Source organism: Staphylococcus sp. HMSC06C11 (genome assembly GCF_001808345.1).
Classification (GTDB): domain Bacteria; phylum Bacillota; class Bacilli; order Staphylococcales; family Staphylococcaceae; genus Staphylococcus; species Staphylococcus capitis.
Window position 1 is genome coordinate 103,211 of sequence record NZ_KV793038.1, and the last position, 12,249, is coordinate 115,459.

Sequence of the window (12,249 nt, forward strand, 5' to 3'; positions counted from 1 at the left end):
AAATCGCCCCTACAGGATATAATTTATCCAATAAGGGCGATTTTTTTATTAGTCAAATGTATCGTAATGCTCTCCGGTTAAATAATAATAGACACTTTCGGCAATATTACTAATGTGATCTCCAATGCGTTCTAAGTGTCGAGCGGCTAAATGTGCTTGACCAGCAACGAATGGATCATTATCAATTAAGTATGTTGTGTTAACGATATTAATATATAAATCATCAATGTCTTTATCTCTTTCAATAATTTCCTTAATTAATGTTAAATCCTCGGTTTTAACTGCTGTATTTAAGTCTTCTAGCATAAGCATTGCTAACTTACCCATCGTCTTTAAACGTGTAAACACATAATCATCGTTAATCTTCACTCTTAAACGTATATGTGCGATGCTTGCAGCATTGTCCCCCATTCTTTCAAAGTCAGTAGAAATTTTTAATGCTGCCATCATCATGCGTAAATCAGTAGCAATTGGTTGCTGTTTAGTGATTAACATAATGACTTTTTCATTAATCTCATAATCTAATTGATTAATTTCCTTATCTTTCTCAATGGTTTCTCTAGCAAACGTTCTTTTTTCTTCACTTAACGACACTAATGCATTTTTGATATTAAAATAAACACGAAGGCCAAGACGACGTAAATCTTTGATTAACTCATCTAGCTGACCTTCGTATTTATGTCTAATGATTGCCATATATAATTATCCGAAACGTCCTGAAATATAATCTTCTGTTTGTTTATCAGAAGGATTAGAGAAGATTTTATCAGTGTCGTCGTATTCGTTTACATAACCATTAAGGAAGAATGCTGTTTTATCAGATACACGTGCAGCTTGTTGCATGTTATGTGTAACCATAATAATTGAATAATTTTGTTTTAAGTCTTGTACTAATTCTTCAACTCTTAAAGTTGAAATTGGGTCTAATGCTGATGTTGGCTCATCCATTAAAATTACATCCGGTTCAATTGCTAGGCATCTAGCGATACAAACACGTTGTTGTTGCCCCCCTGATAAGCCATAAGCATTAGTGTGTAATCTATCTTTCAATTCATCCCATATTGCAGCGCCACGTAATGATTTCTCTACAATTTCGTCTAAAACTTTTTTATTTTTAATACCATGTGTTTTAGGACCGTAAGTAATATTATCGTAAATTGATTTAGGGAATGGGTTCGGTTGTTGGAAGACCATTCCTACATTAGTTCTTAGTTTCTCTTTAGAATATTTAGCATCAAAGATGTTTTGATCGCGATATAAGATTTTACCAGCTGTTTTAACAGAAGGTACAAGCTCAACCATACGATTTAAAGTTTTGATGTAAGTTGATTTACCACAACCTGATGGTCCGATAATTGCTGTTACATTATTTTCTAAAATATCTAAGTTAATGTTTTGTAACGCATGATTTTCACCGTACCACAAATCTAAATTTTGAGTAGAATATACGATGTTTTTTTGACTATCAGGTGTCTTGTCTTTTTTATCATTTTCAGTAGTAATAATCGTAGACACAGAGCCATTATTTTTCTCTGTTTGCTCATTTAATTTATTTTTTTCTGCGACTTGTGAATTAGCCATAATTAAAAACTCCTTCTATATATAGTCGAGGCTTTATACGTATCACCCTCGACTATTTGAATAACTATTTCCCTATAAGTTTAATTAATATTTTTTACTGAATTTATTACGTAAAAGAATTGCTACTGCATTCATTGCTAATAAAATAATTAGTAAGACGATAATTCCTGCTGATGCAACATTCTGGAATTCAGCTTGAGGCATTTTAGCCCAAGTGTAAATTTGAGTTGGAAGTGCAGAGAATTGATCTAATAAGCCAGAAGGTGTAGCTAAAAGAATAGTTGGGATACCAATAACAACTAATGGTGCAGTTTCACCTAATGCACGAGATAACGATAAGATAAACCCAGTTAAGATACCAGGTAATGCTGCAGGTAATACGACTCTTCTAATCGTTTGCCATTTATTAGCACCTAATCCAAATGACGCTTCTCTCACCGAACCAGGTACAGCTCTAATAGCCTCTTGACTTGAAACGATGATAACTGGAAGAATCAATAATGACATTGCCAATGCAGCTGCTAAGACACTATTACCCATACCTGCTGCTCCAACGAAAAGTGTGTAACCTAATAAACCGAATACGATTGAAGGTACACCAGCTAAGTTTGAAATACTTATTTTTACAATACTTGTAAAAATATTGTCCTTTGCATATTCTTCAAGATAAATCGCTGTACCAATTCCAAGAATGATAGTAATTGGAATAATAGTAACAATTAACCAAATGGATCCAACCAATGCACCTTTAATACCGGCATCTGCAGGTGTTGAAGATGAGAAATTCGTAAAGAATTCAGGTGTTAAATGTCCTGCCCCTTTAATAATTGTTTGTGCTAGTAAAGCAACTAATACTACGAGACCGATGACTGTGCATAGAAAAAATAATCCTTTAAATATTTTATTCTTAGTACCACGAGTAGAAATGTTTTTATCTACCTTATTTTTATCTATTAACGCTTTATTAGTAGGATTTGTTGTTGAACTCATATTAATACTCCTCTCTGAATCGTTTTGAAATCCATTGTGAAAGTAGATTCATTATTATAGTGAAGATAAATAGAGTAAATCCTACCGCATAAATACTGTAGTAGATATCTGAGCCAAATGGCGCGTCACCAGTTGCAACTTCAACAATATAACCAGTCATTGTTTGAATGGAACTAGTTAGACTTAATGAAGATGTAGGTGTACTACCAGCTGCTAATGAAACAATCATAGTTTCACCAATCGCTCTTGAAACACCCAATACTATTGATGCGACAACACCTGAAGTGGCTGCAGGTAAGACAACTTTAGTAGCAACTTCAAATTTAGTTGCACCAAGACCATAAGCGCCTTCACGTATTTTATTAGGTACAGAAGACATTGCATCTTCACTCAAACTTGTAATAATAGGCACGATCATAATACCAACAACTATACCGGGACTTATAGAGTTGAACTCGCCTAAACCAGGAATAATACTTCTTAAAATTGGTGTTACAAAAGTTAAGGCAAAGAAACCGAATACTATCGTAGGTATACCTGCTAATATTTCTAGGATTGGTTTGATGATACGACGTGTTCTATCACTTGCATATTCATTAAGATAAATTGCAGCGCCTAGTCCAATTGGAACTGATACGATAGTTGCAATGAAAGTAATTTTTAATGTACCTATAATCAATGCCCAAATGCCATATTCAGGATTTGAACCCGTAGGATTCCACGTTCCTGTTAAAAAGAATTTAGAAAATGGTACACGTGTAAAGAAAGTGATTGTCTCAGTGAGTAAAGTAAATAAAATAGCAATAGTGGTTAAGATTGATATAGCTGAAATAATACCCAAAATGATAGGAACGATTTTATCACTTGCCCCACCCTTTTTAGCATTATTCTTGGCTATCATTTCTCTAACATTTGTTTGTGAAGCCATGTAAATCCCTCTTTCTAATTTCTCCCAAAATAATTTAAAAAAGATTGGGAATTACTTTAGGGAATGATGAGTTCAAATGAATCAATTGTTTATAAAAACTCAATAATCTTCCCTGAAGAAAAAAGTACAGACAAAGTGGTTGTTCTCCACTTTGTCTTATACTTTTGCAAATTCCCAACCCTTTTATATTAAGTACACTAATTTTTATTTTTTGTCGTCTGATTTTTTATCTGATTTCTTGTCTGATTTTTTATCAGATTTTTGATGTTTATCTAAAAACTTATTTAACTCTTTTAATTGAGATTTATAAGTTTTCTTAGGAGCAGCTACTTCATCTTTAGCTTCAGCAGATTTACCTTCATCTTTAAGAACGAATTTCATGAATTCAGACATTACTTTGTTATCTTTTAATGATTTATCTTTAACGTAGATGAATAATGGTCTACTTAAAGCATATGAACCATTTTTGATTGTTTTCTTAGTTGGTTCAGTTAATTTGCCGTTATCATCTTTGATCTTAACTTCTTTTAATTTGTCTTTATTTTGTTCGTAGAACGCATAACCGAAGTAACCAATACCTTCTTTGTTTTTAGTTACAGAGCTAACTAATTGGTTAGTATCAGCATTTTTCTCAGCCTTGATATCTTGTTTGTTCATTACTTCCTCTTCGAAGAAGTCGTATGTACCATGACTTGAGTTAGGTGATACAGCATTGATTTTTTTATTTGGCCATTTAGAATTTACATCTTTCCAAGTTTTAGCTTTTCCAGAATAAATATCTTTTAATTGAGATTTAGTTAATGATTTTACGAATTTATTATCTTTATTTACTGCGATAGTAACAGCATCTTGTGCAATTTTAAATTCGTGGTATTTAATACCTTTATCTTCTAATTTTTTCTTTTCTTCGTCTTTAATAGGTCTTGAAGCGTCTGAGAAATCAGTTTCGCCAGCAATGAATTTTTGGAATCCAGCACCTGTACCAGCTTGTCCAGAAGAAATTTTAGCGTCTTTGTGATTTTTCGCCCATTTTTCATTTAATTTTTCGACGATAGGAGCTACAGTAGATGAACCTTCACCTTTTGCAGAACCTTTAAGATCACTTCCGCTACCAGAACCTCCATTATTACCACCGCAAGCGCCAAGTAAGAATGAAGCACCTAATACAGTAGTACCGACTAATTGCCACTTTTTCATTGAAACATCCTCCTAGTATAAATAACCCTAATGTTATATGTATTTCTTACAGCTTTTATAATACATACCTTTTGTTAATTAAAAATAGAGTAATTGTAAATCTTTTGTTAAGAGTGTTTAAAGGTTGGTATAACGCGCTTTATAGAGGTATAGATGAAGTTTATATTTTTGAAAATTACTTTAACTCATAAATACAATAGTTGTTATATAGAAAACATACAGGTGTGAGTGTGTATAGTGGCAATATCACAAATTAAAAATTGTACTTAGATAGTCAGACAGATCACAAGCCCCCGCTTATTAAAGATGTTTTATACTTAATTCTCTATTTAAAATAATTCGATAAAAAAAGCTTATTCCTAGAATTTTAGGAATAAGCCTTTGCATTAGATTTGAATTTTTCTAATTCTATTCTTAAATTAACTACATTAAAGTATGTTGTACATCAATCATTACTTACTAATATATACTTCTTATTCTTCTACTCTACTCCAACCTTTTTTAGTAAGCGTGATTTTACCAGTTTCAATATTAATTATTTTCTTCTTATATAAATGACCAATAGCACGTTTGAATGAGCCTTTACTCATATTGAACACTTCTTTAATGGCTTCAGGACTGGATTTATCCCAAAATGGTAATTCGCCATCATATTCTACGAGTAGATCGAAAATAACTTGTCCATCATCGTCTAAACGTTCATGAGCTAGCGGTAAGAATGAACCATTGAGTTCACCTTTATCATTATGTCCGATGATACGCACTTCAACTTTCTCTCCTAAACGAGGTTCTTGCTTACGTTCAGATTCATGGACGAAAATTTTGTAGCCATCTTCACTCAATAAGAAACTTCCTACTCTTAATAAGCGATATGCTCGAGCTTCAATCATTTCATTTTGTTTACTATCATCCATTACTGGTGTGAACATACCTTCAACAATTGTTTCACTAGCGAGGCGTCCAAACATTTGATTGTTACTATCAATTCTTAGAGTAACAAGGAGATAATCTCCAGCTTGAGGCCATAATTCTTTGATTTTTGGTAGGTCTTCCCATGGAACTAACACTTCACGAGGAAGCCCTACATCAATACGTGCGCCGTCACGGTCAGTTTTTAAAACTTTTGCAAAATCATATTTATCTTTGGTGATATCAGGCATATTTTGAGTTGCAAATAGTTCACCTGAACGGTTTGGATAAACAAAGAAATTATACTCTTCCCCTATTTCAAATTCGTCTTCATCGGCTACCTCTGATTGATTAAGTTTAACTTGTTCCCCATTGGGTCCCTTTAATAGATAAGTTGAGCCTTGTAAGCCCTCAACTTCTAAAAATTCTATTGAACCTACGATATCTTTATCTAATGCCATTATTTTCTCCTTATGCTAATGTAATTTCTAAATTTTATTATTGTTTCTTCTATATAAATAGTTATTTTCAAAATTAAAATAAATGATTCACTACGATAAAATTCCTTTTAATTATAACATGAGTCACTTATTCTATCATTACTATGTCAACGTGGTCGAAACTCCTACTATTATATGATATAATTTCTCCGTTAGAATAACGATAAAGGAGCAAATGCATGTTACAAGTAACTGATGTAAGTTTACGTTTCGGAGATCGTAAACTATTTGAAGATGTAAATATAAAATTTACTGAAGGTAATTGTTATGGCTTAATTGGTGCTAATGGTGCTGGTAAATCAACATTTCTTAAAATTTTATCTGGCGAAATTGATTCGCAAACAGGTCATGTTTCATTAGGAAAAGATGAACGTCTAGCAGTATTAAAGCAAGATCACTTCGCATATGAAGATGAACGCGTATTAGATGTCGTAATTAAAGGACATGAGCGTTTATATGAAGTTATGAAAGAAAAAGATGAGATTTATATGAAGCCAGATTTTAGTGACGAAGATGGTATTCGTGCTGCAGAACTTGAAGGTGAATTTGCAGAAATGAATGGCTGGAACGCAGAAGCCGATGCTGCTAACCTACTTTCTGGTTTAGGTATTCAAGCAGATTTACATGACAGAAAAATGTCTGAACTTGAAAACAATCAAAAAGTAAAAGTATTATTAGCGCAAAGTTTATTTGGCGATCCCGATGTACTTCTACTAGACGAGCCTACTAACGGTTTAGATATCCCTGCAATTAGCTGGTTAGAAGATTTCTTAATTAACTTTGAAAATACAGTTATCGTTGTATCCCACGACCGTCACTTCTTAAATAACGTATGTACGCACATTGCTGACTTAGACTACGGTAAGATTAAACTATATGTAGGTAATTATGATTTCTGGTATCAATCAAGTCAGTTAGCCCAAAAAATGGCTCAAGAACAAAATAAGAAAAAAGAAGAAAAAATTAAGGAATTACAAGATTTCATTGCACGATTCTCTGCGAATGCTTCTAAATCAAAACAAGCTACAAGTCGTAAGAAACAATTAGAAAAAATTGAATTAGATGATATTCAACCATCTTCAAGAAGATATCCATATGTTAAATTTACTCCTGAACGTGAAATTGGAAATGATTTATTAACTGTTGAAAATCTATCTAAAACAATTGACGGCGAAAAAGTATTAGATAATGTTTCATTCACAATGAATCCTAACGATAAAGCTATTTTAATTGGTGATAGTGAGATTGCCAAAACAACATTGCTTAAAATTTTAGCTGGTGAAATGGAACCAGATGAAGGAACATATAAATGGGGTGTCACTACTTCCCTTAGCTACTTCCCTAAAGATAATTCAGAGTTCTTTGATGGTGTCGACATGAACTTAGTTGATTGGTTAAGACAATATGCGCCTGAAGATGAACAAACTGAAACATTTTTACGTGGTTTCTTAGGTCGTATGCTATTTAGCGGAGAAGAAGTTAAGAAGAAGGCAAGTGTTCTATCCGGTGGCGAAAAAGTTCGTTGTATGTTAAGTAAAATGATGTTATCAAGTGCTAACGTTTTATTACTAGACGAACCTACAAACCATTTAGACTTAGAAAGTATCACTGCAGTTAATGATGGATTGAAATCATTTAAAGGTTCTATCATCTTCACTTCATATGACTTCGAGTTCATCAATACAATTGCAAACCGCGTTATTGATTTAAATCAACCAGGTGGTTTATCTAAAGAAGTTCCTTATGAAGAATATCTTCAAGAAATTGGTGTTTTACAAAATAGTTAATAAATTTTCTTTAACTCTAGAGCATCTTCATGATTCTCTAGAGTTTTTCTTTTGGAAATTGATATTTAAGCAATCAATAATAAAGTTTTATTTATAATAAATCACAAATTGTGTTATCTTACTCTTAAATTTTCAGTATATTTTTAAAAATCTAACATATTGGTTTACAGAGATATACACTCTATGTATAATAAACTCATATCAATTGAATAAGATTTTGATGAGGAGCATCAATCATGAGTAAATTTTAGTATTTTGTCTGCTAACAACTAATTTTGAAAGGGTGCGATGCCGAAACAATTCATAATAGCAGTTATGAGTCGTTGGACTTTTTGGTTAAGAGCTGAAAGTTTGTCATTATTACTAAATAATGGAGTGCATCACTTGTACATAAATGTAGAGCAAGTTCGCGCATTCCGAACTTGTTCTTTTTTTATATCGTGTGAGCCTCCCCTAATTTTAGGAGGACTGAAATTGAACAGAAGTGTTTTGAAATTTGGCGGGTCTTCCGTCAGTGATTTTACAAAGATAAAAAATATTGCTGAAATGCTTAAAACACGAGTTGAACAGGGAGAAGAATTAATCGTTGTAGTTAGTGCAATGGGTAAAACAACTGATCAATTAATGGAAAATGTGTCAACGTTAACTTCTACACCTAAAGATCAAGAACTTGCCCTACTACTTACTACGGGTGAACAACAGACAGTCTCCTATCTTTCAATGGTACTTAATGATATTGGTGTAAAGGCCAAAGCAATGACTGGATACCAAGCAGGTATTAAAACGATTGGTCATCATTTGAAAAGTAAAATTGCAGAGATTAATCCAGATACATTTAATCAAGCATTTGAAAATAACGATGTACTGGTAGTAGCTGGTTTCCAAGGTATAAATGATGAGTTTGAGCTTACTACTTTAGGCCGTGGAGGTTCTGATACTACTGCTGTGGCTCTAGCAGCAAGTAACCAAATCCCTTGTGAGATTTATACTGACGTTGATGGAGTTTATGCAACAGATCCAAGAATATTAAGCCATGCTAAGCGTTTAGAATACGTGTCATATGAAGAAATGATGGAAATGAGTGCGCTTGGTGCTGGAGTACTTGAAACTAGAAGTGTTGAACTTGCTAAAAACTATGAAATCCCCCTTTATTTAGGGAGAACTTTATCAAATGTGAAAGGAACGTGGATTATGTCTAGATCAGATTTATTAGAGAAAAAAGCTGTTACAGGAGTAGCTTTAGATACGCATATGATGCACGTCACAATTAGTTATCCCCTACCTGACAATCGCTTATTAACTCAGTTATTTACTGAATTAGAGGAAGGTTCTGTCAATGTCGATATGATTTCGCAAATCGTTAATCTCGAAGGATTACAGCTATCATTTTCGATTAAAGATAGTGACGTTAATCAAATTTCATCTATATTGGAAAATCTATCCACTCACTTTGAAGCCTTAGATTATAAAATCAATGAAGAATACGTCAAAATTTCGTTAATTGGATCAGGTATGAGAGATATGTCTGGAGTAGCATCTAAAGCATTTATCACTTTAATCAATTCTGAAATTCCATTCTATCAAACAACGACTTCAGAAATTAGTATTTCATATGTTATTGATGCAGAAAATGGTCAAAGAGCGGTAGAAGAATTATATAACGCATTCGATATCTAAAATTGATATGATATATTTATAAAGAATTTTCTTAAAATTAACAATATTACAAATGGAGTGACTTTATTATGACAAGATTAGCAGTAGCCGGAGCAACAGGATTAGTAGGAACAAAAATGTTAGAAACATTGGATCGTAAGAATATTCCTTTCGATGAATTAGTACTCTTTTCATCAGCGCGTTCAGCGGGTAAGGAAGTAGAATTCCAAGGACAAACATATACTGTTCAAGAGTTAACAGATGAAGCAGCAAGTGAACACTTCGACTACGTGTTAATGAGTGCTGGTGGAGGTACGAGTGAACATTTCGCCCCACTATTTGAACAAGCAGGTGCTATCGTCATTGATAACTCTAGTCAATGGAGAATGACCGAAGATGTAGATTTAATTGTTCCCGAAGTGAATGAACCTAAACTAACTCGTGGCATTATTGCTAATCCTAACTGTTCAACAATTCAATCCGTAGTGCCACTTAAAATTTTACAAGATGCATATGGCTTAAAACGTGTTGCTTATACAACATATCAAGCGGTTTCAGGCTCAGGTATCAAGGGTAAAAGAGATTTATCTGAGGGGCCTAATGGAAAAGCTCCTGAAGCGTACCCTCACCCTATTTATAATAATGTGTTACCACATATTGATGTTTTTCTTGAAAATGGCTACACCAAAGAAGAGCAAAAAATGATTGATGAAACAAGAAAAATTTTAAACGATAAAGATCTGAAAGTTACAGCTACTTGTGTACGTGTACCAGTGCAAGACAGTCACAGCATTGAAATTGACGTTACTTTAGATAGAGAAGCTAACGTTAAAGATATCCAAAACCTTTTCGACCAAGATAGCAGAGTTGTACTTGTAGATAATCCTGAAAACAATGAATACCCATTAGCAATTCACTCTACAGGTAAAGACGAAGTCTTTGTAGGCCGTATTCGTAGAGATGATTCATTAGATAACACTTTCCATGTATGGTGTACATCAGACAACTTACTTAAAGGTGCGGCATTAAACGCAGTTCAAGTATTAGAGCAAGTTTTAACTATGAAAGGAGAACGATAATATGACACACATGTTTGAAGGCGTTGGCGTAGCTCTAGCTACACCATTTACTAATAATGAAATTGATTTTGACGCATTAGAAAGACATGTAAAATTTTTATTAGAAAATAACACACAAGCGATTATAGTTAATGGAACAACAGCTGAAAGCCCTACTTTAACAGATCAAGAAAAAGAACAAGTACTTGAAACTGTAATTAAATTAGTTGATAAACGTGTACCTATCATTGCTGGAACTGGTACGAATAATACTCAGAAATCAATTGAAGCCTCTAAAAGAGCTAAAGAAATTGGTGCTGATGCAGTGATGCTTATTACGCCCTATTATAATAAAACAAACCAACGAGGATTAATTAAACACTTTGAGACTATCGCAAATGAAGTAAAATTACCGGTTGTACTTTATAACGTACCATCACGGACGAATATGACGATTGAAGCAGAAACTGTTGAAACATTAAGTCACAACCCTTACATTGTTGCACTTAAAGATGCGACGAATGACTTTGATTATATGGAAGAAGTTAAAAAACGCATTAATGAAGATGAATTTGCATTATATAGTGGCAATGATGACAATGTTGTTGAATTCTATCAACGTGGAGGTAAAGGTGTTATCTCAGTTATTGCAAATGTTATCCCTCAAGAATTTCAAGATTTATACGATGCTAAACAAAGTGGAGAAAATATTTCAAGTCAATTTGAACCTATTGGGCAATTATTAGACTCATTATCTGTGGATGTTAACCCTATTCCTATTAAGGCACTAACGGCACATTTAGGTTTTGGTAATTATGAATTAAGATTACCACTTATCCCATTAGATGACGCAGAGCGTAATGTATTAGAGCAAGCTTATTATCAGTTTAAAGCAGGTGAACATTAATGAAGATTTTACTTATAGGCTATGGAGCGATGAATCAACGAGTTGCTAGACTAGCTGAAGAAAAAAATCATGAGATTGTAGGAGTCATAGATAGAACTCCTAAAGATTCAACACCATACAAGCATTACAATAGTATAGTTGAAGCTCAAGACGTTGCTGATGTAGTGATTGACTTTTCAAACCCTGAATTATTAATACCATTACTAGATGAGTCATTCAATTTACCGTTAGTTATTGCTACAACTGGTGAGAAAGATACGCTCATTCAAAAGCTACAAATATTAGGTCAACATATGCCTGTATTCTTTAGTGCAAATATGAGTTATGGTATACACGCCCTTACTAAGATTTTAGAAACTGCCGTACCCCTACTACAAGATTTTGACATTGAATTAACTGAGGCTCATCACAATAAGAAAGTAGATGCTCCTAGTGGTACATTAGTTAAATTGTATGATGTGATCAAAGAACTTAGAGACCAAGTAACGCCAGTATATGATCGTCATGAGAATACTGAGAAACGTACGAAAGATGAAATTGGTATTCATGCTGTGCGTGGAGGAACAATCGTTGGTGAACATGATATTTTATTCGCTGGCACAGATGAGACAATCACTATTTCTCATAAGGCACAATCTAAAGACATTTTCGCAAATGGTGCCATTGGTGCCGCTGAAAAGTTAATTCATAAAGAAAATGGATATTATACTTTTGATAATTTATAAAAGTAAACAAA

Annotated in this window: 11 protein-coding genes and 1 riboswitch; of the genes, 5 read left to right on the top strand and 6 right to left on the bottom strand. The window is 33.4% G+C overall.

Annotation, left to right across the window (positions count from 1 at the left end):
- Positions 1 to 48 precede the first annotated feature (48 nt).
- The 6 genes from phoU to cvfB all read right to left on the bottom strand — a co-directional run bounded on the left by phoU (position 49) and on the right by cvfB (position 6,066).
- A complete protein-coding gene (gene phoU / locus HMPREF3154_RS04010; protein WP_002453208.1) occupies positions 49 to 696 on the bottom strand; it encodes a phosphate signaling complex protein PhoU in 648 nt (215 codons plus the stop codon).
- A 6-nt stretch (positions 697 to 702) separates the two neighbouring features.
- The gene (pstB, locus tag HMPREF3154_RS04015; RefSeq protein ID WP_002433584.1) at positions 703 to 1,581 is read right to left on the bottom strand and encodes a phosphate ABC transporter ATP-binding protein PstB; all 879 of its coding nucleotides are present in this window, start codon (positions 1,579 to 1,581) and stop codon (positions 703 to 705) included.
- 84 nt (positions 1,582 to 1,665) lie between these two features.
- The gene (gene pstA, locus HMPREF3154_RS04020; RefSeq protein WP_002433680.1) at positions 1,666 to 2,571 is read right to left on the bottom strand and encodes a phosphate ABC transporter permease PstA; all 906 of its coding nucleotides are present in this window, start codon (positions 2,569 to 2,571) and stop codon (positions 1,666 to 1,668) included.
- 1 nt (position 2,572) lies between these two features.
- Complete coding sequence (gene pstC / locus HMPREF3154_RS04025) at positions 2,573 to 3,499, bottom strand: phosphate ABC transporter permease subunit PstC (protein ID WP_002433906.1); 927 nt, start codon at positions 3,497 to 3,499, stop codon at positions 2,573 to 2,575.
- Between the two features lie 204 nt (positions 3,500 to 3,703).
- The gene (locus tag HMPREF3154_RS04030; RefSeq protein WP_002470038.1) at positions 3,704 to 4,696 is read right to left on the bottom strand and encodes a PstS family phosphate ABC transporter substrate-binding protein; all 993 of its coding nucleotides are present in this window, start codon (positions 4,694 to 4,696) and stop codon (positions 3,704 to 3,706) included.
- A gap of 473 nt (positions 4,697 to 5,169) precedes the next feature.
- Positions 5,170 to 6,066, bottom strand: a complete 897-nt coding sequence (gene cvfB / locus HMPREF3154_RS04035; RefSeq protein ID WP_070474385.1) for an RNA-binding virulence regulatory protein CvfB — start codon at positions 6,064 to 6,066, stop codon at positions 5,170 to 5,172.
- Between the two features lie 218 nt (positions 6,067 to 6,284).
- Between cvfB and HMPREF3154_RS04040 the strand changes: the two genes are divergently transcribed.
- The 5 genes from HMPREF3154_RS04040 (at position 6,285) to dapB (ending at position 12,238) form a co-directional block, all read left to right on the top strand.
- Positions 6,285 to 7,892 carry an ABC-F family ATP-binding cassette domain-containing protein gene (locus HMPREF3154_RS04040; protein WP_023350300.1) on the top strand — a complete coding sequence of 536 codons (1,608 nt, stop codon included), beginning with the start codon at positions 6,285 to 6,287 and terminating at the stop codon, positions 7,890 to 7,892.
- A gap of 212 nt (positions 7,893 to 8,104) precedes the next feature.
- Positions 8,105 to 8,281, top strand: a riboswitch (Lysine riboswitch).
- An 85-nt stretch (positions 8,282 to 8,366) separates the two neighbouring features.
- Positions 8,367 to 9,569, top strand: coding sequence for an aspartate kinase (locus HMPREF3154_RS04045; RefSeq protein WP_030062717.1), 1,203 nt, complete (start codon positions 8,367 to 8,369; stop codon positions 9,567 to 9,569).
- A 68-nt stretch (positions 9,570 to 9,637) separates the two neighbouring features.
- Positions 9,638 to 10,627: an aspartate-semialdehyde dehydrogenase gene (locus tag HMPREF3154_RS04050; protein WP_023350298.1), complete on the top strand. Its 990-nt coding sequence runs from the start codon at positions 9,638 to 9,640 to the stop codon at positions 10,625 to 10,627.
- A gap of 1 nt (position 10,628) precedes the next feature.
- Positions 10,629 to 11,513 (top strand): 4-hydroxy-tetrahydrodipicolinate synthase, encoded by an 885-nt coding sequence (gene dapA, locus HMPREF3154_RS04055; protein WP_023350297.1) that lies wholly within the window; start codon positions 10,629 to 10,631, stop codon positions 11,511 to 11,513.
- Positions 11,513 to 12,238, top strand: a complete 726-nt coding sequence (gene dapB, locus HMPREF3154_RS04060; protein ID WP_023350296.1) for a 4-hydroxy-tetrahydrodipicolinate reductase — start codon at positions 11,513 to 11,515, stop codon at positions 12,236 to 12,238. The genes dapA and dapB overlap by 1 nt, the downstream gene beginning before the upstream one ends.
- Positions 12,239 to 12,249: the final 11 nt, after the last annotated feature.

What these genes read in the sequence shown, in the direction of transcription:
- phoU (WP_002453208.1), bottom strand. Translation starts at nt 696, where the DNA reads ATGGCAATCATTAGACATAAATACGAAGGTCAGCTAGATGAGTTAATC.
- pstB (WP_002433584.1), bottom strand. Translation starts at nt 1,581, where the DNA reads ATGGCTAATTCACAAGTCGCAGAAAAAAATAAATTAAATGAGCAAACA.
- pstA (WP_002433680.1), bottom strand. Translation starts at nt 2,571, where the DNA reads ATGAGTTCAACAACAAATCCTACTAATAAAGCGTTAATAGATAAAAAT.
- pstC (WP_002433906.1), bottom strand. Translation starts at nt 3,499, where the DNA reads ATGGCTTCACAAACAAATGTTAGAGAAATGATAGCCAAGAATAATGCT.
- HMPREF3154_RS04030 (WP_002470038.1), bottom strand. Translation starts at nt 4,696, where the DNA reads ATGAAAAAGTGGCAATTAGTCGGTACTACTGTATTAGGTGCTTCATTC.
- cvfB (WP_070474385.1), bottom strand. Translation starts at nt 6,066, where the DNA reads ATGGCATTAGATAAAGATATCGTAGGTTCAATAGAATTTTTAGAAGTT.
- HMPREF3154_RS04040 (WP_023350300.1), top strand. Translation starts at nt 6,285, where the DNA reads ATGTTACAAGTAACTGATGTAAGTTTACGTTTCGGAGATCGTAAACTA.
- HMPREF3154_RS04050 (WP_023350298.1), top strand. Translation starts at nt 9,638, where the DNA reads ATGACAAGATTAGCAGTAGCCGGAGCAACAGGATTAGTAGGAACAAAA.
- dapA (WP_023350297.1), top strand. Translation starts at nt 10,629, where the DNA reads ATGACACACATGTTTGAAGGCGTTGGCGTAGCTCTAGCTACACCATTT.
- dapB (WP_023350296.1), top strand. Translation starts at nt 11,513, where the DNA reads ATGAAGATTTTACTTATAGGCTATGGAGCGATGAATCAACGAGTTGCT.